The organism is Janibacter hoylei PVAS-1, from assembly GCF_004025845.1.
Taxonomy (GTDB): Bacteria; Actinomycetota; Actinomycetes; order Actinomycetales; family Dermatophilaceae; genus Janibacter; species Janibacter hoylei.
Genome location: NZ_PIPF01000001.1, coordinates 196630 through 218612 on the forward strand (window position 1 = coordinate 196630; position 21983 = coordinate 218612).

Annotated in this window: 20 protein-coding genes and 1 riboswitch; of the genes, 10 read left to right on the plus strand and 10 right to left on the minus strand. The window is 72.9% G+C overall.

Annotated features, from left to right (window positions below; translation table 11 throughout):
- Positions 1-145: 145 nt before the first annotated feature.
- From CWN80_RS01000 to CWN80_RS01015, 4 genes are all read right to left on the minus strand, one after another.
- Positions 146-934, minus strand: a complete 789-nt coding sequence (locus tag CWN80_RS01000; RefSeq protein WP_238148007.1) for an ABC transporter permease — start codon at positions 932-934, stop codon at positions 146-148.
- Positions 931-1764 (minus strand): ABC transporter permease, encoded by an 834-nt coding sequence (locus CWN80_RS01005; RefSeq protein WP_007926159.1) that lies wholly within the window; start codon positions 1762-1764, stop codon positions 931-933. The genes CWN80_RS01000 and CWN80_RS01005 overlap by 4 nt, the downstream gene beginning before the upstream one ends.
- Positions 1764-2690: an ABC transporter ATP-binding protein gene (locus CWN80_RS01010; protein WP_040880956.1), complete on the minus strand. Its 927-nt coding sequence runs from the start codon at positions 2688-2690 to the stop codon at positions 1764-1766. The genes CWN80_RS01005 and CWN80_RS01010 overlap by 1 nt, the downstream gene beginning before the upstream one ends.
- A gap of 133 nt (positions 2691-2823) precedes the next feature.
- Positions 2824-3078 carry a DUF3046 domain-containing protein gene (locus tag CWN80_RS01015; protein WP_128276736.1) on the minus strand — a complete coding sequence of 85 codons (255 nt, stop codon included), beginning with the start codon at positions 3076-3078 and terminating at the stop codon, positions 2824-2826.
- Between the two features lie 76 nt (positions 3079-3154).
- Between CWN80_RS01015 and CWN80_RS01020 the strand changes: the two genes are divergently transcribed.
- From CWN80_RS01020 to CWN80_RS01050, 7 genes are all read left to right on the plus strand, one after another.
- Complete coding sequence (locus CWN80_RS01020; protein WP_128276737.1) at positions 3155-4201, plus strand: agmatine deiminase family protein; 1047 nt, start codon at positions 3155-3157, stop codon at positions 4199-4201.
- Positions 4198-4884 (plus strand): lysoplasmalogenase family protein, encoded by a 687-nt coding sequence (locus CWN80_RS01025; RefSeq protein WP_128276738.1) that lies wholly within the window; start codon positions 4198-4200, stop codon positions 4882-4884. The genes CWN80_RS01020 and CWN80_RS01025 overlap by 4 nt, the downstream gene beginning before the upstream one ends.
- A gap of 39 nt (positions 4885-4923) precedes the next feature.
- Positions 4924-5808 carry an SDR family NAD(P)-dependent oxidoreductase gene (locus CWN80_RS01030; protein WP_128276739.1) on the plus strand — a complete coding sequence of 295 codons (885 nt, stop codon included), beginning with the start codon at positions 4924-4926 and terminating at the stop codon, positions 5806-5808.
- Positions 5805-6341: a carboxymuconolactone decarboxylase family protein gene (locus tag CWN80_RS01035; RefSeq protein ID WP_007926142.1), complete on the plus strand. Its 537-nt coding sequence runs from the start codon at positions 5805-5807 to the stop codon at positions 6339-6341. The genes CWN80_RS01030 and CWN80_RS01035 overlap by 4 nt, the downstream gene beginning before the upstream one ends.
- Positions 6342-6427: 86 nt before the next feature.
- Complete coding sequence (locus tag CWN80_RS01040) at positions 6428-6676, plus strand: hypothetical protein (RefSeq protein ID WP_007926141.1); 249 nt, start codon at positions 6428-6430, stop codon at positions 6674-6676.
- A 33-nt stretch (positions 6677-6709) separates the two neighbouring features.
- A complete protein-coding gene (locus CWN80_RS01045; protein ID WP_128276740.1) occupies positions 6710-11326 on the plus strand; it encodes an ATP-dependent helicase in 4617 nt (1538 codons plus the stop codon).
- A 3-nt stretch (positions 11327-11329) separates the two neighbouring features.
- A complete protein-coding gene (locus CWN80_RS01050) occupies positions 11330-12193 on the plus strand; it encodes an Fpg/Nei family DNA glycosylase (protein ID WP_040880955.1) in 864 nt (287 codons plus the stop codon).
- Positions 12194-12218: 25 nt separating this feature from the next.
- On the opposite strand, the gene CWN80_RS01055 is transcribed toward CWN80_RS01050, so the two are convergent.
- From CWN80_RS01055 to CWN80_RS01075, 5 genes are all read right to left on the minus strand, one after another.
- Entirely contained in the window at positions 12219-12518 is a 300-nt protein-coding gene (locus CWN80_RS01055) for a helix-turn-helix domain-containing protein (RefSeq protein ID WP_128276741.1), read from the minus strand.
- Between the two features lie 61 nt (positions 12519-12579).
- The gene (locus tag CWN80_RS01060; RefSeq protein WP_007926135.1) at positions 12580-13092 is read right to left on the minus strand and encodes a CinA family protein; all 513 of its coding nucleotides are present in this window, start codon (positions 13090-13092) and stop codon (positions 12580-12582) included.
- Positions 13082-13741, minus strand: a complete 660-nt coding sequence (gene pgsA, locus CWN80_RS01065; RefSeq protein ID WP_007926134.1) for a CDP-diacylglycerol--glycerol-3-phosphate 3-phosphatidyltransferase — start codon at positions 13739-13741, stop codon at positions 13082-13084. Before pgsA ends, CWN80_RS01060 begins: the two co-directional genes overlap by 11 nt.
- Positions 13738-15144, minus strand: coding sequence for a 30S ribosomal protein S12 methylthiotransferase RimO (gene rimO, locus CWN80_RS01070; RefSeq protein ID WP_007926133.1), 1407 nt, complete (start codon positions 15142-15144; stop codon positions 13738-13740). The genes pgsA and rimO overlap by 4 nt, the downstream gene beginning before the upstream one ends.
- 28 nt (positions 15145-15172) lie before the next feature.
- A complete protein-coding gene (locus CWN80_RS01075; RefSeq protein WP_007926132.1) occupies positions 15173-15877 on the minus strand; it encodes an ion channel in 705 nt (234 codons plus the stop codon).
- A 22-nt stretch (positions 15878-15899) separates the two neighbouring features.
- Between CWN80_RS01075 and CWN80_RS01080 the strand changes: the two genes are divergently transcribed.
- A complete protein-coding gene (locus tag CWN80_RS01080) occupies positions 15900-16931 on the plus strand; it encodes a MauE/DoxX family redox-associated membrane protein (protein ID WP_007926126.1) in 1032 nt (343 codons plus the stop codon).
- On the opposite strand, the gene CWN80_RS01085 is transcribed toward CWN80_RS01080, so the two are convergent.
- Positions 16915-19752: a DNA translocase FtsK gene (locus CWN80_RS01085; RefSeq protein ID WP_007926119.1), complete on the minus strand. Its 2838-nt coding sequence runs from the start codon at positions 19750-19752 to the stop codon at positions 16915-16917. The genes CWN80_RS01080 and CWN80_RS01085 overlap by 17 nt on opposite strands.
- A 124-nt stretch (positions 19753-19876) precedes the next feature.
- Here CWN80_RS01085 and CWN80_RS01090 point away from each other — a divergent pair, with 124 nt between their 5' ends.
- Together CWN80_RS01090 and CWN80_RS01095 are read left to right on the plus strand one after the other, a co-directional pair.
- A complete protein-coding gene (locus tag CWN80_RS01090; protein ID WP_157986889.1) occupies positions 19877-20521 on the plus strand; it encodes a prepilin peptidase in 645 nt (214 codons plus the stop codon).
- Positions 20522-20595: 74 nt separating this feature from the next.
- Positions 20596-20710, plus strand: a riboswitch (SAM riboswitch).
- A gap of 42 nt (positions 20711-20752) precedes the next feature.
- On the plus strand, positions 20753-21970 hold the full coding sequence (locus tag CWN80_RS01095) for an aminotransferase class V-fold PLP-dependent enzyme (protein ID WP_007926115.1): 1218 nt from the start codon (positions 20753-20755) through the stop codon (positions 21968-21970).
- Positions 21971-21983: the final 13 nt, after the last annotated feature.

Genomic DNA, 21983 nt, shown 5'->3' on the forward strand with positions numbered 1-21983 from the left:
GCACCGACAACGGTCCGCAGCTGCCGTGGGGCTGTGGACGCCGGTGTCGTCGGCCGAGCACCTGTGGACGACGTTACCCGAACACGTGTTCGAGGTCGGGAGCGGCGCGCCGACACGCCGGGACTCCCCCTTCGTCGCCCGTCGGCTACGACCGCAGGAGTGTCTCGATGCGGCGGGAGGTCGCCCAGATGCCGACCACGCCGAGCACGACGAGGTAGCCGACGTGCCACAGCAGGCCCCAGCCGACCTCCCCGAGCATGAGCCCGCGCTCCAGCGCCACCCCGTGGTAGAGCGGCGTCGCCTGGACGATCGGCTGGGCCCACCCCGGGTAGGTGCCGAGCGGGAAGAAGGTCGCCGACAGCAGGAAGAGCGGCTGGATGACGAGCATGATCCAGTCGAAGTCGACCCACGAGCGCATGAAGGTCGTCGCAAACATGCCCACGGCGGAGAAGGCGAGCCCGATGAAGACCGCCGCCGGCACCGCGAGCAGCGACCACCACGACTCCACGACCCCGACGGCGAGCGCCACGAGGTAGAAGACGAGCGCGTAGACCCCGCCACGGATGAGCGACCACACCACCTCGCCGACCGCGATGTCGCGCGGGCCGAGCGGCGTCGCGAGCATCGCGTCGTAGATCTTCGCGTAGCGCAGCTTGAAGAAGACGTTGAAGGTCGAGTCCATGATCGCGCCGTTCATCGCCGACGCGGCGAGCATGGCGGGCGCGACGAAGGCCGCATAGCTCACCTCGGTGCCGCCGTCGGTCAGCACGACGGGCACGAGCGACCCGACCCCGATGCCGAGGGAGAGCAGGTAGAAGACCGGCTCGGCGAAGCCGGTGACGAAGGCCGCCCACCGCCGCCGGAAGCCGACGACGTTGCGCTCCACCACGGAGCGCCACATCGCCAGGCCCGGCGTGAGCACCCCCGCGCTCACGAGACGAGCCTGCGGGTCATGCCGGCGCGGGCGTATACCCAGCCGGCCGCGATGACGACGAGCAGCACCGCCAGGTGCACCAGGTCGAAGGGAGCGAAGCTCCCGTGGGCCGCGGCGCGGCACAGCTCCACGCCGTGCCACAGGGGCGTCAGCCAGGCGAGCACCTCGAGGACCAGCGGGAGGCGGTCGACGGGGAAGAAGACGCCGGAAAAGAGCATGAGGGGCGTGATGACGAGCCGGTAGACGATGTTGAAGGCCGACTCCCCCTTCGCCCGGGCGGTGAAGCCGAAGAGCGGCACCGCGAAGGCCAGCGTCACGAGCACGCCGATCGGCACGGCGAGGAGCACCCACCACGACGTGAAGCTGCCGAAGAGCGCCGCGACGACGACGAAGGCCGCCGCCGCGAAGCCACCCTGCGCGGCGACCACGGCGAGGTGGCCGAGCAGGAGGTCGCTCACCGTGAGCGGGGTGGCGAGCATCGAGTGGTACATCCGGTTCCACGTGAAGAGCCCGAAGACCGGGTAGGTCGACTCGCTGACCGCGGTCATCATCGCCTGCACCGCGATCATCGCCGGGGCCACGAAGAGGAGGTAGGAGACGCCCTCGACACCGCCGGAGGCGTCGTCGACGAGCGAGCCGAGCCCGACGCCCATCGCGAGCAGGAAGAGCAGCGGCATGACGAAGCGGCTGAAGACCGACCCCATCCACGTGCGGCGGTAGACGAGGCCGAAGTAGGCCGCGACGGCGGCCACCCGCTCCACCGGACGAAGGGGGGCCCGCTCCCCGTGCTCGTGGCGCACCGTCGTCGACGCCACCGGTGTCGCGGTCATCAGTCGACCAAGGTCCGGCCGGTGAGGTGGAGGAAGACGTCCTCGAGGCTGGCGCGACGCACGATGGCCGAGACCGGCTGCAGCCCGCGGGCGTGGACCGCCTCGAGGGCACCGTCACCGTGGTCGGTGTAGACGAGCAGGCGGTCGGGCAGGGCCTCGACGCGCTCGCCGACGCCCTCGACCAGCCCGGCCGCCCCGAGGTGGTCTTCCACGGGCAGGCGCAGCTCGAGCACCTCTCTCGTGGAGTGGGTCTCGATGAGCGAGCGGGGCGAGCCCTCGGCGACGATCCGGCCGTGGTCCATGACGACGAGCCGGTCGCACAGCTGCTCGGCCTCGTCCATGTAGTGCGTCGTGATGATGAGCGTGACGCCCTGCCGCTTGAGGCGGAAGAGGCGGTCCCACAGCACGTGCCGGGCCTGCGGGTCGAGGCCGGTCGTCGGCTCGTCGAGCAGGAGGATCTCGGGGTTGTTGACGAGCGAGCGGGCGATCGTCAGGCGGCGCTTCATGCCCCCCGAGAGCGGCTCGACCTTGTCCTTGCGGCGCTCGGTGAGCTGGGCGAAGTCGAGCAGCTCGTCGGTGCGCTCGCGGATGACCTTGCGCGGCAGGCCGAAGTAGCGGCCGTAGACGTGGAGGTTTTCCTCGACGGTGATCTCCTCGTCGAGGTTGTCCTGCTGGGGGCAGTTGCCCAGACGGGCCCGCACCGCCGCGCCGTCGGTCACCGGGTCGAGGCCGAAGATGCGCAGCTCTCCCCCGGTGGGCGGCGAGGTCGCGGCGACCATCTTCATCGTCGACGACTTGCCAGCGCCGTTGGGGCCGAGGAATCCGAAGGACTCGCCCCGCCGCACCTCGATGTCGATCCCGTCGACGGCGGTGAAGTCACCGAAGGTCTTCGTCAGACCGGAGGCGCTCAGGAGGACGTCGTTCACGGGGGCGAGAGTACCCGCACGAAAAATGGGGGCGACGCCCGTCGCTACGATCGCGCGCATGGGCTCCTTGGACACCTTCACGGTCCCTGACCTCCCGGGGCTCGACGGCGTCGGCCACGTCATCGAGTAGGCGTCACTCCGGCCGCTCGTTCGCGATCTCGGGCGGGACCGGCATCGGCTCCCGGTCGATCCCGAGCCGGCGGTGCGGCGGGATGTCGAGGTCGTCGCACAGGGCCTCCCACACACGGCGCGGGGACTCCCCTTCGTCGAGGGCGGCGGTGACCGTCCGGTCGCCGAGCGCCTGGACGACGTGCCCACGCGCCAGCGTGTGGGCATAGCTCTCCCCGAACTCGTCCTCCATCAGGGTCCAGAAGTGGCTCAGCCGCACCCGTGGAGTGTAGTAGTCGGCACTCGTCGGTGTCGGACGGCATACTGCAGCCACGACGACCAAGGAGGGCGGCCCCATGGGCGACGCGACCCGGTGGCGGATGCCCGCCGAGTGGACCGACCACGAGCGCACGTGGATGGCCTGGCCCAGCCACGGCTACACGCTCGGGGACACGCCCGAGGAGGTCGAGAGCGCCCGCACGACGTGGGCGACCGTCGCGCGCACCGTGGCGCGCTTCGAGCCGGTGACCCTCGTCGTGCCGCCGGCCGACATCCACCTGTGCCGCGAGTACCTGCGCAACGACACCGCCCACCCCATCGACATCGTCGTCGCCGACCTCGACGACGCGTGGATGCGCGACATCGGGCCGAGCTTCGTCCTCGCCCCCGACGGCGAGCTCGGCGCGGTCGACTGGATCTTCAACGGGTGGGGCGCGCAGGAGTGGGCCTCGTGGGGCTTCGACTCCCGCATCGCCTCGCAGGTGGCCGACGCCGCCGGCGCCCACCACCTCCCTTCGTCCATCGTCAACGAAGGGGGCGGCCTCCACGTCGACGGTGAGGGCACCGTCCTGCTCACCGAGACCGTCCAGCTCGACCCCGGTCGCAACCCCGGGGCGACGAAGGGGGACATCGAGGCCGAGGTCGGGCGGCTGCTCGGGGTCGACACCTTCGTCTGGCTGCCGCGCGGCCTGACCCGGGACTACGACGACTTCGGCACCCGCGGGCACGTCGACATCGTCGCGACCTTCACCGCACCCGGTCACGTGCTGCTGCACTGGCAGGAGGACGAGACCCACCCGGACCACGAGGTCTGCCAGCAGATCGAGCAGGTGCTGCTCGCCGCGACCGACTCCGCCGGCCGCCGCCTCGAGGTGACGCGCATCCCGGCACCGCAGACCCTGACCGACGACGAGGGCCCCGTCGACTGGTCCTACGTCAACCACCTCGTCTGCAACGGCGGCGTCGTGGCCTGCGTCTTCGACGACCCGCACGACGAGCGCGCCCTGGAGGTGCTGCGCTCGGTCTACCCGGGGCGCGAGGTCGTCGGCGTCGACGCCCGGCCGCTCTTCGACCGTGGTGGCGGCATCCACTGCATCACCCAACAACAGCCGGAGTCCTCGTGAGCTTCTCCTCCTTCGTCCGCGGCCGCGCCGACCTGCTCGCCTACGTGCCTCTGGCCCTCGCGACGACCGCCGCGGACGTCATCGGCCGCCACCGCACGCACGCCGCGACCAAGGTGGCGCTCGCGCCGGCCCTGGCAGCGGGTGTGCTCGCGACCCGCTCGCAGCGCTGCCCCAAGCGCACCGCCACCCTCGTCACCGCCCTCGTCGGGTCGACCGTCGGCGACTGGTGGATGTACCGGTCCAGCCGGGCCGAGGGCGACGAGTCGCGCCGCCTGATGCGCCGCGGCGCCAGCGCCTTCGGGGTCCAGCAGATCGGGCTCATCGGGCTGCTCCTCCACGACGGCGCCCGCCCCCGCCCGGTCCCCTCCGCCATCGCCGCGACGACCCTCGCCGGGCTCGCGGTGCTCGACACCGACGGCGGCGCCCCCGACCCGGTGCTCACCGGCTACGGCCTGCTGCTCGGCTCGATGTCGGCGCTCGCCATGGGCGACGGCGAGCGTCCGCGCAACGGCCGGGCGGTCGCGCTCGGCGGCGCGCTCTTCCTCGTCTCGGACGCGGCGATCATCGTCGGCCAGCAGTACGCGAAGACCCCACGGACGCAGGCGATCTCGTCCGCCGTGATCCTCTCGACCTACACGGCGGCGCTCGGGCTGCTCGTGCACGGGCTGCGCGACGAGGGCTGAGGGGTCGCGGGTTCGCGCCAACCTTGTTACCGTCGGGTAATGAGCCTCTCACCTCGCCCGAAGTACACCCCGGCCCTGCGCGGCCGTCGCGTCCTCATCACGGGCGCGGCGCGCGGCATCGGCGCCGGCCTGGCCGATCTGCTCACCGCCCACGGCGCCCGCGTCGCGCTGGCCGGTCTGGAGCCCGAGCTCCTCGCCGAGGCGGCGCAGCGCAACCACGCCCCCTGGCGTGAGTGCGACGTCTCCGACCCCGACCAGGTCGACCGCGCGGTCGCCGAGCTCGTCGCCGAGCTCGGCGGTCTCGACGTCGTCGTCGCCAACGCCGGCATCGCCAAGCAGCTGCCGATCATCGGCGGCCAGCCCGACGTCATGGAGGCGCACCTGCGGGTCAACACCCTCGGCGTCTTCTACACGCTGCGCGCGGCCGGCCCGCACATCACCCACCCGGGCGGGTACGCCCTAGCGACCGCCTCCCTCGCAGCGGCCGTGCACCTGCCCCTGCTCGGCGCGTACAGCGCGAGCAAGGCCGCGGTCGAGGCGATCGGCAACACCTTCCGCCAAGAGATCAAGCCCACGGGCGCCAAGGTCGGCGTCGCCTACTACTCCGAGCTCGCGACCGACATGACCAGCCGCGGCTTCGACACGGTCGCCGGCAAGAAGCTCACCGGAGGCGGCACCGTCAGCGGCGTCGCCCCCATCGAGTCCGGCCTGCGGGCGCTCGAGCGGGGCATCGCCAAGCGGTCGCGGCGCATCGCGGCGCCGGGCTGGGTGCCGCCGGTCGTCCCCCTTCGACACGTGGCCCAGCGGGTCATCGAGCTCAAGCCGATGCCCGACCTCGAGGAGTCGCTCGAGATCGCCCGCACGGAGCAGGTCGCCTACACGACCGAGCAGCCGACCGGCACGACCCGGGCGCTGGGCTCGTGACCGCCCGCATCGGGCCGGGGAGCCTGCGTGAGCTCGGGCCGGTGCGGTGGGGCTTCGCCCGCGCCGCCGGCCGGGTCACCGGCACCGAGCCGCCGGCGATCTTCACCACCCTCGGGCGGACCAAGGGCCTCTTCACCGGCTGGCTGCACTTCGCCGGGCGCCTCATGCCCTTCGGCTCCCTGGAGCGAAGGGAGTCCGAGCTGGTGATCCTCACCGTCGCCACCGCACGGGGCTGCGACTACGAGCGAGAGCACCACCGGTTGCTCGGTCAGCGAGCCGGGCTGAGCTCGGCCGAGATCGAGGGGATCCTCGCCGACACAGCCGTGGAGACGCTGAGCGACCGCGAGCGGGTGCTGCGCGAGAGCGCCCAGACGCTCGTGGCGACGAAGGACCTCGACGATGCGCAGTGGGACCGCCTCAGATCAGTCGCGAGCGAGCGAGAGGCCATCGAGTTGCTGCTGCTCGTCGGGCACTACGACATGCTCGCCACGACGCTCATGACCCTGCGGCTCGAGCCCGACAAGCACCGCTGAGCCGGGCCCCGACCGCTGCCCGATCGTTGTCCACAGATCTCGCCCGAGGCGCCGGACAGGCTCCCTCGAGCGCCTATCGTGGACGCATGACGGCCACCGATCTCGAGCGCAAGGTGCGGCAGCACGACAACGACATCTCCGCGATGCACACGATGATCGCCGACGTCCACAACACGCAGCGTCGCCACACCAACCGGTTCAACGAGCTGACCGAGGACGTGGGGGCGCTCGGGGACCGGATGGACTCGCTCGAGACCCGGATGACCTCCATGGAGACCCGGATGACCTCGCTCGAGACGAAGCTCGACCAGGTGCTCGACCTGCTGCAGCGCTGAGCTGTCGGCGGACGGTGGCAGGCTGTCCCTACCATGACCGACGACGTCCTCGACCGCTTCTCCCCCGCCACCGCGACGTGGTTCCGGGACAGCTTCGCCGAGCCCACGCAGGCGCAGGTCGGTGCCTGGAGCGCGATCAGCGCTGGCAGCCACGCCCTCGTCGTCGCCCCGACCGGCTCGGGCAAGACCCTCTCGGCCTTCCTCTGGGCGCTCGACCGACTCGCGTCGACACCACGACCACAGGACCCGCAGGCGCGCTGCCGCGTCCTCTACATCTCGCCCCTCAAGGCTCTGGCCGTCGACGTCGAGCGCAACCTGCGCGCCCCGCTCGTCGGCATCGGGCACGCCGCTGACCGGCTCGGGCTGCCGGCGCCCGAGGTCTCGGTCTCCGTCCGCTCGGGAGACACCCCGGCCGCCGAGCGCCGGGCCTTCGCCAGGACGCCGTCCGATGTCCTCATCACGACCCCCGAGTCGCTCTTCCTCATGCTCACCTCGGGCGTGCGCGAGGCCCTGCGCGGGGTCGAGACGATCATCATCGACGAGATCCACGCCCTCGCCGGCACCAAGCGCGGGGCCCACCTGGCGCTCTCGCTCGAGCGCCTCGACGCCCTGCTCGAGCGGCCCGCCCAGCGGATCGGCCTGTCGGCCACGGTGCGCCCGGTCGACGAGGTCGCCCGCTTCCTCTCCGGTGGCCGACCGGTCGAGATCGTCCAGCCCACGTCGACGAAGCAGTGGCAGCTCGACGTCGTCGTCCCGGTCGCCGACCTCACCGAGCTCGGCGAGCCGACAGGCGATCTTTCCGGTGCCGCCGCGGGCGAGGAGCGTCGGGCCTCGATCTGGCCGCACGTGGAGGAGCGGGTCGTCGACCTCGTCGAGCAGCACCGCTCGACGCTCGTCTTCGTCAACAGCCGCCGGCTCGGCGAGCGGCTGACCGGTCGGCTCAACGAGATCCACGCCGAGCGCGTCGCTCCTCCCGAGGCCGCCGAGGCGCCCCTCCCCAGCCGGCCACCCGCCGAGGTCATGGCCCAGTCCGGCGCCTCCGCGGGAGCACCACCCGTCCTGGCCCGTGCCCACCACGGCTCGGTGAGCAAGGAGCAGCGCGCCCTCATCGAGGAGGACCTCAAGGCCGGCCGGCTGCCCTGCGTCGTCGCGACGAGCAGCCTCGAGCTCGGCATCGACATGGGCGCGATCGACCTCGTCGTCCAGATCGAGTCACCGCCGTCGGTCGCCTCCGGGCTGCAGCGGGTCGGCCGTGCCGGCCACCAGGTCGGAGCCGTCAGCCACGGGGTCGTCCTGCCGAAGTTCCGCGGCGACCTCGTCCAGTCGGCCGTCGTCGTCGAGCGGATGCGCGCCGGCGAGATCGAGGCCCTGCACGTCCCTGCCAACCCGCTCGACGTGCTCGCCCAGCAGGTCGTCGCCATGTGCGCCCTCGACGAGTGGGAGGTCACCGAGCTCGAGGCGCTCGTGCGGCGGGCGGCTCCCTTCGCCTCCCTGCCCTCGACGTTGCTGCACGCCACCCTCGACATGCTCGCCGGGCGGTACCCGTCGGAGGACTTCGCCGAGCTGCGCCCGCGCATCACGTGGGACCGCGTCGCCGGCACCATCGCGGGGCGCCGCGGAGCGCAGCGACTCGCCGTGACGAGCGGCGGCACGATCCCCGACCGCGGTCTGTACGGCGTCTTCCTCGCCTCCGGTGACGGGCCCGGACGCCGGGTCGGCGAGCTCGACGAGGAGATGGTCTACGAGTCGCGGGTCGGCGACGTCTTCACCCTCGGCACGAGCAGCTGGCGCATCGAGGACATCACCCACGACCAGGTGCTCGTCACCCCGGCCCCCGGCCAGCCCGGCCGGCTGCCCTTCTGGCACGGCGACCAGCTCGGCCGACCGGCCGAGCTCGGCGCCGCCGTCGGCAGCTTCGTCCGAGAGATCGGCGGCCTCGGGACGAAGGGAGCCAACGCCCGCCTCGCGCAGGCGGGGCTCGACGAGTGGGCTCGCGACAACCTCCTCGCCTACCTCGAGGAGCAGCGCGCGGCGACCGGTCACCTGCCCGACGACCGCACGATCGTCGTCGAGCGGTTTCGCGACGAGATCGGTGACTGGCGCGTGGCCGTGCACTCCCCCTTCGGCGCCCAGGTGCACGCCCCGTGGGCGCTGGCGATCGCCGGCCGCATGCGAGAGCGGTGGGGCATCGACGTTCAGGCGATGCACGGTGACGACGGGATCGTCCTGCGGCTGCCCGATCTCGAGTTCGACGACAGTCTCGACGCCGCCGCGCTGAGCCGTCAGGTCCTCGACCTCATCACCCTCGACCCGGCCGACGTCGAGCGAGCCGTGACCGACGAGATCGGTGGCTCGGCCCTCTTCGCCGCGCGTTTCCGCGAGTGCGCGGCGCGGGCCCTCCTCCTGCCGAGGCGTCGCCCCGACCGCCGCCAGCCCCTGTGGCAGCAGCGGCAGCGGGCCGCGGCCCTGCTCGAGGTCGCGAGCGGGCACAGCGACTTCCCCATCGTGCTCGAGGCGGTGCGCGAGTGCCTCCAGGACGTCTTCGACGTACCGGCCCTCACCGAGCTCATGACGCACATCGCGGGACGACGGGTGACCCTCGTCGACGTCGAGAGCCAGCGGCCCTCCCCCTTCGCCGCGTCGTTGATGTTTGGCTACGTCGCCCAGTTCCTCTACGAAGGGGACTCACCGCTCGCCGAGCGGCGCGCCGCCGCACTGACCCTCGACCCGACGCTGCTCGCGGACCTGCTCGGGCGCGGCGAGCAGCTCGCCCTGGCCGACCTGCTCGACCCGGCAGCCGTGGAGCGCACCGCCGCCGAGCTGCAGAGCCTCACGCCCGAGCGCGCGGCCCGTGACGGCGAGGACCTGCTCGACCTGCTGCGCGTCCTCGGGCCCCTGACGGTCGAGGGGCTCGAGGGGCGCAGCCGCCTCGACACCGACGCCGTGCGCGCGGCCCTGGTCGACCTCGAGACCAGCCGCCAGGTCATCCCCGTGCGGGTGGCCGGTGAGGATCGCTGGGCCAGCACCGAGGACGCCGCTCGCCTGCGCGATGCCCTCGGGGTGAGCCTGCCTCCCGGACTGGCCGACTCGCTGCTGCAACCGGCGAGCGACCCGCTCGGGGACCTCGTGGCGCGCTACGCGCGCACCCACGTCCCCTTCGCCGCAACCGACCTCGCGACGCACTACGGCATCGGCCGGGCGGTCGCCACCGATGCCCTGAGGCGTCTGGTGCAGACCGGCCGCCTCGTCGAGGGCGACCTGCTGCCCGTCGAGTGCGGGGGCCGGGGTGGCGAGTTCTGCGACGCCGAGGTGCTGCGGACCCTGCGGCGGCGGTCGCTGGCCGCGCTGCGTCATGAGGTCGAGCCGGTCGAGCCCCGGCAGTTCGCCCGCTTCCTGCCCTCGTGGCAGGGCGTCGGCCGCCGCATGCGCGGACGCGACGGCGTGCTGCGGGTCGTCGAGCAGCTGAGCGGCGTCCCGCTCCCGGCCAGTGCGCTCGAGTCCCTCGTCCTGCCCGCCCGGGTCGACGACGCCGGCGGACCGGTCCTCGACGACCTCATGGCGACCGGCGAGGTGCTGTGGGCCGGCCACGGCAGCCTGCCCGGCGACGACGCGTGGGTCAGCCTGCACCTGGCCGACGGGGCCGAGACCACCCTCCCGGTGCCCGATGCGACCGGTCTGAGCCCGCTCGAAGCACGGGTGCACCACGCCCTCGCCGGCGGCGGAGCCCACTTCTTCCGCGACCTCGCGGACACCCTCGCCCACGACCGCGCCGAGGACGAGGAGCGGGTCGACGACGAGGAGCTGGCCGACGCGCTGTGGTCCCTGGCCCACCGCGGGCTCGTCACCGGCGACACCCTCGCCCCGGTCCGCGGGCTGCTCGCGGGCGGCCGCACCGCACACAAGCCGCAGCGGCGACCGGCAGCGCGGGGGCGCTACGGCGGCCGACCACGGCTCGGTCGGCCCACCGTCCCGCAGCGCAGCGGCCCACCACGCGCCGCCGGGCGCTGGTCAGCCCTGCCCGCCACGGAGGCAGAGCCGACGGTCCGCGCCCATGCGGCCGCCGAGGGCCTGCTCGACCGGTACGGCGTCGTCACCCGCGGCAGCGTGGTCGCCGAAGAGGTCACCGGCGGCTTCGCCGCCGTCCACCGCGTCCTCGGTGCCGCCGAGGAGGCCGGTCAGGTGCGCCGCGGCTACTTCATCGAGGGGCTCGGTGCCTCGCAGTTCGCCGTGCCCGGCGCCGTCGACGAGGTGCGCTCGGCCCGGCCCCCCGAGGGCCCGGTCGTGCTCGCCGCGACCGACCCCGCCAACCCGTGGGGCGCCGCCCTGCGCTGGCCCGAGCGGGACTCCGGGCACCAGCCGGGTCGCAAGGCCGGAGCCCTCGTCGTCGCCGTCGACGGGCAGCTCGTACTCTACGTCGAGCGCGGTGGCCGCACCCTGCTCTCCTGGCCGTGCGACGAGGAGTCGCTCGCCGTCGCCGCGACCGGGCTCGCCGATGCCGTGCACCGCGGAGCGCTGGGTCGCCTCACGGTGCAGCGCGCCGACGGTGCCGCTGTCCTCGGCTCGCAGGACCCGCTCGCCGTGGCCCTGACCGATGCCGGCTTCACCATGACCCCGCGCGGGCTGAGACTGCGCCCGGGCCGGCGAGGCTGACCGGTGCCCGAGGGCGACACCGTCTGGCGGACGGCGCGACGGCTGCACGCCGCCCTGGCGGGAGCCCCCGCGACACTCGTCGACATCCGGTGGGGTGAGGTGGACGAAGGGCGCCTCACGGGCGCGGTCGTCGACGAGGTCGTGCCCCGCGGCAAGCACCTCCTCCACCGCTTCGACTCCGGATGGACGCTGCACACCCACCTGCGGATGGAGGGCTCGTGGCGGGTCGAGGCCGCCGGGTCCGAGGCGGCGCGACGCGCGCTGCGCCGGACCGACCTGCGGGCGGCGATCGGCACCGATGCGTGGACGACGCTGGGTCTGCGGCTGGGTGAGGTCGACGTCGTGCCACGTCGCGACGAGCACCGGCTCGTCGGGCACCTGGGCCCCGACGTCCTCGGCGAGGACTGGGACCCCGACCTCGTCGTGCTGCGGATCAGCGAGTGTCCCCCGGATGTCACGATCGCCGCGGCGCTGCTCGATCAGCGGGTGCTCGCCGGGGTGGGGACATTTTGGGCGAGCGAGGCGCTCTTCGCCCAGCGGTTGCACCCGTGGCGTCCGGCCCGCGACCTCACCGGCGACGAGATCTCCGCGCTCGTCGCTCGCGTGCACGAGCTGATGGACCGGGGCAAGGACCACGCCGTCCAGTCGGCGACCGGCGTGCTGCGTGCCGACCACCGCTCGTGGGTGCACGGGCGATCGGGGCGGCCGTGCCGACGCTGCGGCGCGACGATCCGCGTGGCGCCGCTGGGTCGCACGGGGCCGGACCGGGTCTTCTTCTCCTGCCCGGGGTGCCAGGGTGGGCCGGCCCCGACCGATGACGGGCGACCACAGGGCCCGCTGGGCTCCCGGCGACGACCTGGCCGCTGAGGGCCGGCAGGTCCGGCAGAGCCGGTCAGGCGGCGGAGACGACGTCCTCGGAGCGGGTGGCGACCGGCAGGGTGAGGGGGGCACTGGCCCGCTCGGCCCGGTCGGCGCGGTGCGCGATCTCGGTGAAGACGGCGGACAGTGGCACCTCGAGCGCGGTGCAGATCGAGGCGATCAGCTCGGAGCTCGCTTCCTTTTCGCCGCGCTCGATCTCGCTGAGGTAGCCGAGAGAGACGGAGGCCTTGGCCGAGATGTCGCGCAGGGTGCGCCCCTGGGAGCGGCGGGCATCGCGCAGCACGTCGCCGAGCTCTTCACGCAGCAACACCATCACGGACCACCTCCTCGAGCATCTCGTCCGACACCACGGTACAACGCCCCACCCACAACGATCAGGTGAGTCCCTGCGAAAGGTCAGGGCCGCCGCCGGTCGACGTGCGACCGATGGCCTCGGCCACCAAGGTCAGCGCGGCAGCGACCGCCGTCGCGCGCACCTCGCAGCGCTCCCCGGTCAACGCCAGCCGACGCGTCGATACTCCCTCGGGCCAGGCGCAGGCCAGCCACACCGTGCCGGCCGGGTGTCCCTCGCTCGGGCCGGGACCGGCCACCCCCGTCGTCGCGACGGCGACGTCGACGCCCAGGGCGCGGCAGGCTCCCGTCGCCATCTGGGTCGCGACCTGCTCGTCGACGGTGCCCACGCGCTCGATCACGGACTGGTCCACGCCCAGCAGCGAGATCTTGACGGCGGGGTCGTAGGCGACGACTGAGCCGGCGAAGACCCGGGAGGCGCCGGGCACCTCGACGACGGTCGCGGCGAGCAGGCCACCCGTCAGTGACTCCGCGGTGCCGAGCGACCACCCCCGCGCGGCGAGGGCGTCGAGCAGTGCCGCGGCGTTAGCGGCCACGTGCCGCCTTGCGCTCCTGCTTCATCCGGGCGCGATCGCTCGTCGAGCGGAGCGTCATCGCCTTCATGACGTAGTCGACCGCGGTCGCGATCGTCACGACGAGGGCCGCGAGGAGGATCGCCCAGGCCAGGCCGCGCCACAGCCACTCCACGGGCAGGCTGCTCAGCGGGATGACGAAGAGGCCGATGGCCAGGGCCTGCAAGAAGGTCTTGACCTTGCCACCGCGGCTCGCCGGCATCACCCCGTGGCGGATGACCCAGAAGCGCATGAGCGTGATGCCGAGCTCGCGGGCGATGATGACGACGGCGATCCACCACGGGATCTCGCCGATCATCGACAGGGTGATGAAGCCCGCCCCGGTCAGTGCCTTGTCGGCGATCGGGTCGGCGACCTTGCCGAAGGTGGTCACCAGCCCCTTGGCCCGGGCGAGGTCGCCGTCGATGCGGTCGGTGATGATCGCGATCGCGAAGACGCCCCAGGCCCACCACCGGGTGACGGTGTCGTCGCCGCCGTCGCGCAGGACGAGCCAGACGAAGACGGGCACGAGCAGGATGCGCAGGACCGTCAGGGCGTTGGGCAGATTCCAGGGGCTGGGCTCGGGCGCCTGCGTCTGCCCCACCGGCGCCTGCGACTGCGGCTGGGAGGTCATGCCGACACCCGCCCGACGAGGTCGATGCCCTCGGTCCCGATGACCTCGGCGGTGACGATCGTGCCGACCTCCAGCCCGTCGACCGCTCCGGTGAGGAGGGTGACGCCGTCGACGTCGGGCCCCTGGTGGGCCGCCCGCCCGCTGATCTCGCCGGTCTCGTCGTCGATCTCCTCGACGAGGACCTCGACGACCTCGCCGACGCGCTCCTCGGCGCGCTGGGCACTCAGCTCCTCGACGAGCGAGCGCACCCGCTCCACGCGCTCGGCGACGACCTCCGGGTCGACCTTGTCGGTGAGCAGCTCTCCCTCGGTGCCGTCCTCGTCGGAGTAGCCGAAGACCCCGACGACGTCGAGACGGGCCCGGGTCAGGAAGCGCTCGAGCTCGGCGACGTCCTCCTCGGTCTCCCCAGGGAAGCCGAGGATGACGTTGGAGCGGATGCCGGCCTCCGGCTGGCGCTCGCGCACGCCACGGATGAGCTCGAGGAAGGAGTCGGTGTCGCCGAAGCGACGCATCCTCCGCAGCAGCGGACCCGACGCGTGCTGGAAGGAGATGTCGTACCAGGGCACGACGCCCGGCGTCGCCGCCATCGCACGCAGCAGCCCGGGCCGGATCTCCGCCGGCTGGAGGTAGGACACCCGCACCCGCTCGATGCCCTCGATGGCGACGAGCTCCGGCAGCAGCTGCTCGAGCAGGTCGAGGTCGCCGAGGTCCTTGCCGTAGGACGTCGAGTTCTCGCTCACGAGGAAGAGCTCACGCACCCCCTGGGAGGCGAGCCACCTCCCTTCGGCCACGACGTCGTTGGGACGACGCGAGACGAAGGCGCCACGGAAGGTCGGGATGGCGCAGAAGGCGCAGCGCCGGTCGCAGCCCGAGGCGATCTTCAGCGGCGCCCACGGCGTGTCCGCCAGGCGGGTCCGCGGCAGGTCGCTGGCGGTGTTGTGCCCCGGCAGGGCCACCTCAGCGGCATCGCGCTCGACCGGCGAGATCGGCAGCAGCTTGCGCCGGTCACCGGGCGTGTGGGCCTCGGGGGCGTGCCCGTCGAGGACCGCCCGCAGGTGGGCCGACATGTCGGTGTAGGAGTCGAAGCCGAGCACCGCGTCGGCCTCGGGCAGCTCGTCGGCCAGCTCCTTGCCGTAGCGCTCGGCGAGGCACCCGACGGCCACGACCTTTTGCGTGCGACCGTGCTCGCGCAGGCCGCCCACCTCGAGGATCGCGTCGATCGAGTCCTTCTTGGCCTGCTCGATGAATCCGCAGGTGTTGACGACCGCGACGTCCGCCTCCGCGGCGTCGTCGACGAGGGTCCACCCCTCGGCGGAGAGCCGCCCGGCGAGCTCCTCGGAGTCCACGTCGTTGCGGGTGCACCCGAGGGTGACGATGGCGACGCTACGGGTGGTGACGGACATGCCCCCACTCTAGGTCCCCGCAGGCGCCTCAGTGACGCGCCCGGCTGACCGTCAGCGCCACGAGTCGCGAGATGACCATCGCGACGTAGAGGACGCCACCGAGCTGCTCGATGATCGTCGCGGCCCGCGCGTGCGGCTCGATGGCCGTCACGTCGGACAGGCCGACGCTCGTGAGGTTGGCCGCGGAGAAGTACAACAGCTCGAGGAAGGACTTCTGCCCCACGCCCGTGTGCCCGTCGAAGGAGCCGGGCTCGAGGGTCTGGATCGCCACGAAGAGGTAGGTGAAGCCGAAGAGGAGCACGGTGAAGGCCGCACCCACCGCGAAGAGCTCGTCCTTGGTCACCCACGTGTCGGCGAACATGTACGCAACGAGCCCGTAGGCGACGTACATGTAGAAGATCGCGAGCAGCAGGTGGGCCGCAAAGGTCACCGGCACGTTGCTCCGGTCGACGACCGACCACACCTCGAGGACGAAGGCAGGGAAGCCGATGAGCAGGGCGAGCCAGGTCAGAGCCGGGGTGGAGCGGACGACCCAGATACCGAAGGTCACGGCGAAGAGCGACAGCGAGGTGATGACCGCCCGGCCCCAGTTCTCCGACTCGACCCACGGGAGCAGCACGATCGCGAAGAGCTGGATGCCCACGAGGATCGCCGAGGGCTGCTTGCGCACGACAGCGGCCCAGTAGCGGGCCCCCGTCGGACGGCTGTCGAGCTCGTACCAAGCCTTCGTCATGGGGCAACCCTAGACTCGCCACGTGCTCGCCGGACCCCTCCTGCTCCCTCCCCTGCTGCTCGCCGTCCTGCTCTGCGTCAGCGGCGGCGCCAAGCTGCGTCACCCCGAGGAGACGCGCAGCGCCTTCGCGCAGCTGCAGCTGCCCCGGGCCCTCACCGACTCCCCCGCACCGCGGGTCCTGCCGTGGGCCGAGATCGTCCTGGCGGTGGCGCTCGTGGTGACGCCCGCCCCCTTCGCCCTGGGGGTGGCGGTGGTCACGCTCGGCCTGCTCATCGCCTACCTCGCCGTCATCGTGCGGGCGCTGGGCTTCGGCTACCCCGTGACGTGCAGCTGCTTCGGGCGGCTCGGGCTCGGCGAGGTCACCCGCCGCACCGCGTGGCGCAACGTGCTGCTCGTGCTCGTCGGGCTGCTCACGCTGTGGTCGGCGTCAGCGGAGGCCTCCGTGCTCGCGCGGCTCGCCGAGGCCAGCGCGGCGACGTGGGTCTGGCTCGCGCTGGTCGTCGTCACCGTCGCCGTGGTCGTCGTGACCTTCGGCGGGACGAAGGGGGCGACCCCCGCCCCCGCAGCGGCCGCCACCGACGAGGAGGAGCTGGACTACAGCCGCCAGCCGATGCCCTACGCGGCGCTCGAGGACGAGGCCGGCCGCTCGATCCCGCTGACGGCCCTCGTCGCCGAGGGCGCGGTGCTGCTCCTCTTCATCTCACCGGGGTGCGGTCCGTGCACGCCGGTCATCGAGGAGCTGCCGGGCTGGGACGAGGGGCTGGGCCCGGTGCGGGTGCGGGCGGTCGTCGCCCAGCCCGTCGAGCTGGCCACCCAGCAGGCCCCTGCGCTGTCCGGGCGGGTGCTGCACGACCCGCAGGGCACGCTGGCGCGCATCTTCGGCGTGGGGACCCCCGCAGCGGTGCTCCTCGGCGGTGACGGCCTGCTCGCCGGCGGTCCGGTCCGCGGCCGCGACCAGGTCGTCGACTTCGTCGGCGACGTGCGCGCCGAGCTCCTCGACGCCGGCGCCCTCGACGAGGCGCCGGCGCCCGAGCAGGTCAGCGACGGTCGGTGAGGGACCAGGCGTCCTCGTCGTCGTCCTCGGTCCATTCCTCGACGACCTCGGTGCCGATCGGGTCGCTCGCGTAACGGTCCTGCGCCGCTGGGGCACCCTGGCGCAGGTCGATGACGTCGGTGTCGGTGGAGACCCCTGCCGGCGCGGCCTGCGGGGCCTCGTCGTCGACGCCGCCCTCCACCCCGTCGGCACCCTCGGCCGAGGCCTCCGGAGCCGGCGGCTCCTCCCCCTTCATCAGGGCCAGGGTCGTCGGCAGGTCCTCGACGGTGATGAGCACGTCACGGGCCTTGGAGCCCTCTGAGGGGCCGACGACGCCGCGCGACTCGAGCAGGTCCATGAGCCGGCCGGCCTTGGCGAAGCCGACCCGGAGCTTGCGCTGGAGCATCGACGTCGAGCCGAACTGGGTCGTGACGACGAGCTCGGTGGCCTGCAGCAGCACGTCGAGGTCGTCGCCGATGTCCTCGTCGATCTCCTTCTTGGGCGCCTCCGCCGGGGCGACGTCCTCGCGGTAGACCGGCTTGAGCTGCCCGGTGACGTGGGCGACGACCGCCTGGATCTCGGACTCGGTGACCCAGGCACCCTGCACACGCATCGGCTTGGACTTGCCCATGGGCAGGAAGAGGGCGTCACCCTGGCCGAGGAGCTTTTCGGCGCCGGGCTGGTCGAGCACGACCCGCGAGTCGGCGAGCGACGAGGTGGCGAAGGCCATGCGCGAGGGCACGTTGGCCTTGATCAGACCGGTGACGACGTCGACCGACGGGCGCTGCGTCGCGAGGACGAGGTGGATACCCGCGGCGCGCGCGAGCTGGGTGATGCGCACGATCGAGTCCTCGACGTCGCGCGGGGCGACCATCATCAGGTCGGCGAGCTCGTCGACGATGACGAGGAGGTAGGGGTAGGGCTGGATGACCCGCTCGCTGCCGGGGATCGGCTCGACCTTGCCGGCCTTGACCGCCTTGTTGTAGTCGTCGACGTGCTTGTAGCCGAAGGTCGCGAGGTCGTCGTAGCGCATGTCCATCTCGCGCACGACCCACTGCAGGGCCTCGGCGGCCTTCTTGGCGTTGGTGATGATCGGCGTGATGAGGTGCGGGATGCCCTCGTAGGCCGTCAGCTCCACCCGCTTGGGGTCGACGAGCACCATGCGCACCTCGTCGGGCGTGGCCCGCATGAGGATCGAGGTGATCATCGAGTTGACGAAGGAGGACTTGCCGGAGCCCGTGGCACCGGCGACGAGGATGTGCGGCATCTTCGCGAGGTTGGCGATGACGTAGCCGCCCTCGACGTCCTTGCCGACACCCATGACCATCGGGTGCTCGTTGTTGCGCGCGACGTCGGAGCGGAGCACGTCGCCGAGGCAGACCATCTCCTTGTCGGCATTGGGGATCTCGATGCCGATGGCCGACTTGCCCGGGATCGGGCTGAGGATGCGCACGTCGGCCGAGGCCACGGCGTAGGCGATGTTCTTGGACAGGGCCGTGACCCGCTCGACCTTGACACCCGGGCCGAGCTCGACGACGTAGCGGGTGACCGTCGGGCCGCGGTGGAAGCCGGTGACCTGGGCGTCGATGCCGAACTCGTCGAGGACGCTCGTCAGCGACTCGACGACCTTGTCGTTGGCCGCCGAGCGCTCCTTGTGGGGGGCACCGGGCTTGAGGTGCTGGCTGTCGGGCAGCGTGTAGGTGACGTCGCCGGCGAGGGCCAGCTGCTCGACCCGCTGCGGCAGCTGGGTCGTGGGCGGCGGCTCGAGCACCGTCTTGTCGGAGGGCTTGATCGGCGCGACGACGGGGTTCTTCGTCGGGCGCTTCTCCCCGGGGCGCGGGCCCCCGGCCTCGGCCTGGGGCGTCTCGACGGTCTCGTCGGCCTCGGGCACCGGGGCCGACTTCTTGCGGCGCCCCTTGCCGACCGGCTGCACGACGGCGGCCTGGTCGAAGGCGGTGTCGCCGTCACGCTCACCCGACAGCTCCTCGTCGGCGGGGTCGATGACGCGGCGCCGACGGGCGCGGCTCACGGCGGCCTTGGGGGCGTCGTGGGCGGCCTCCGGGGCAGCGGTCACGTGGCTGGGCACCTCGCCGGTGAAGGCGGCGCGGATGTAGGCCAGCCGCTGCGGCACCTCGTGCAGCGGGGTACCGGTGAGCAGGAGCAGGCTGAAGAGGCCGAGGAGGACGAGCAGGATCGTCGCGGGCCACTCGGTGACCGCGGTGGCCAGCGGGTCCGAGGCGAGGAAGCCCATGATCCCGCCCGCATCGCGCATCGGGCCGGCACCGTCGGGCGGCTGCGGGATGTCCTTGGCGATGTGCGTCAGGCCGGAGGCGGCGAAGAGGCCCATGACGGCGCCGAAGCCGAGTCGCGCGTCGGCGGCGGAGTCCCCCTCGGAGCGCAGCAGGCGCACGCCGAGGACGAGCAGGACGATCGGCAGGGCGTAGGCGACCCGACCGAAGGTGCCGGCGAAGACCGCGTGGACCATGTCGCCGAAGAGGCCCGTGAGGCCCCACCACTCGCGGACGGCGACGACGAGGGCGAGCGCGAGGGCGAGGAAGCCCCAGCCGTCACGACGGTGCTCCGGCTCGATCTGGCTCGCGCTGTGCCCGATGCGGCGCACGCCGGAGCCGGTCGCGTGGGCGACCCCCATCCACGTCTTCTGCACCGCGGCGATGGGCAGCGGGAGGCCCCCGCCCGACGCGGAGGTCTTGCGGGAAGCGGAGGTCTTCCCCTTCGCAGCACTCTTGGCGGGAGCCTTGCGCCCGGTGGGGCGGGTGCTGCCCTTCGGGCGCGTGGAGGCGCCCTTGGTGCTGCGCGAGGTGGTCGACGGACGAGTGGCCATGCTTCGCAGGTTAGGCGAAAGCCACCCCTGACACACGCGTCACACGCGCAACAGGGCCAACCCCGCGCAGGCGGGTGTGGACGAGCCGGCGCGCCCCGGTCGCCCACCGAGTAGCGTCACGGCCGTGGAAGCCCGCACCGTCGTCGTCGCGATCCTGGCCCTGGTCGTCGGGGTCGCCGGCTGGCGCTGGCTGGCCACCGGCGGCTACCGCCGGGAGGACGAAGGGGGTCCCCTCCCCCGCCACGTGTGGGTGGCGGCGGTCGCCCCCTTCGTCGCCGTGGCCGTCGAGCGGGGGCTCGCCGACCGACCCTGGCCCGTCCTGCTGGCCCCGCTCTCCCTGTCGCTGGCCGGGCTCGTGCTCGCCGCGATCGACGCCGACGTGCACCGGCTGCCCAATGCGATCACCGTGCCGCTCGCGCCGGCCATCGCCCTGGCCGTGACCGTCGCCTCCTTCGCCACCGGCGACCTCGCGGCCCTCGCACGCGCAGGCACCGCAGCCCTGCTCGTCGGCGGCGGCGCGATCGCTCTCTCCCTGCTCCTGCCCGGCCGCTCGATCGGCCTGGGCGACGCCAAGCTGCTCGTGTCGATCGCCCCGACCCTCGCCTGGCTCGGCTGGAGCGAGCTCGTCGTCGGCATCTGGCTGGGCTTCGTGCTCGGCGGCATCGTCGCCCTGTCGCTGCTCCTCACGCGCCGGGCGGGCCGACGGACCTCGCTCGCCTTCGGCCCCCACCTCGTCGCCGGGGCCGTGCTCGCCCTCGCCCTCGCCTGACGTCCCAGGTCGCGAGACGGGTCCCGGAGTGGCTCGACAGCCGGCACCCGTCATCGGCTAGGGTCTCGACCCAAGGTCACGAGTACCAGCGACAAGCCCCGGCTAGCTGGTCGGCAACCCTCGTCCGCGGTGGGGTGCTCCGGGTGACGACCTGGCCGGCGACGCAGTGTCGCCCGGCAAGCGCGGACTCGAGGTCACCGCCCGGGTCCCTGACGGATCAGGAGCACTCCCATGACCGTGTCCGACCTCCACCGCACCTCCACTGCCCTGCCCGCGCTCGTCAGCGAGGGCCTGACCTACCGCGACGCCGACGGCTCGACCGTCGAGTACGCGCACCTCGACCACGGGGCGACGACGCCGGCCTTCGCGGCCGTCGCCCAGGAGGTGGCCGCAGCCGCCGTCACCTACTCCTCCGTGCACCGAGGCGCCGGCTTCGCCTCGCGGGTGACCAGCTCGCGCTACGAGCAGGCCCGCGAGACCGTCGCGACCTTCGTCGGGGCCCGCGAGGACGACCAGGTCGTCTTCACCCGCAACACGACCGACTCCTTCAACCTGCTGGCCCGCGCCCTGCCCGAGGACACGCTCGTCTTCGTCTTCGGCTCCGAGCACCACGCCGCGCTCCTGCCCTGGCCCCGCGCCCTGCGCCTGCCCGTGCCGCACAGCCACGACGAGGCGCTCGACCTGCTCGAGCAGGCGCTGCGCAACCACCCCGCCGAGCACCGGCTCGTCGTCGCCACCGGTGCCTCCAACGTCACGGGCGAGCACTGGCCGGTCGAGCGGCTCGCGGCTCTCGCCCACGAGCACGACGCCCGCTTCGCGCTCGATGCCGCGCAGGTCGTCCCGCACCGCCGGGTCGACATCGAGGCGATCGGCGCGGACTGGATCGCCTTCAGCGGTCACAAGATCTACGCCCCCTTCGGCGCCGGCGTCCTCGTCGGGCGCAGCGACTGGCTCGACGCCGCCGAGCCCTACCTCGCCGGCGGCGGCGCCACCGCCCGCGTGGATCTCGACACGACCGAGTGGACGCACGGCCCGGCCCGCCACGAGGCCGGCTCCCCCAACGTGCTCGGCGCGGTCGCGCTCGCCACCGCCTGCGAGATCGTCAGCGAGCACGAGCGGGCGATCCGCGACCACGAGCAGGCCCTGCGCATCCGGCTGCTCGCCGGCCTCGCCGAGATCGAGGGCGTGCGCGTGCACACCCTCTTCGGCGGGGGTGACGGGGCCCCGGTGGCGACGATCACCGTCGACGGCCACGACAGCGCCGAGGTCGCCCGCGTCCTCGGCGACGACCACGGCATCGGGGTGCGCGACGGCAAGTTCTGCGCCCACCTGCTCGTCGACGACCTGCTCTCCGAGACCGAGCACGACACCGCCGTGCGGATCAGTGCCGGCCTCGGCACGACGCCCGAGCACATCGACCGCCTGCTGGCGGCGCTGCGCTCGCTCTGACCCTCCTCGGGTA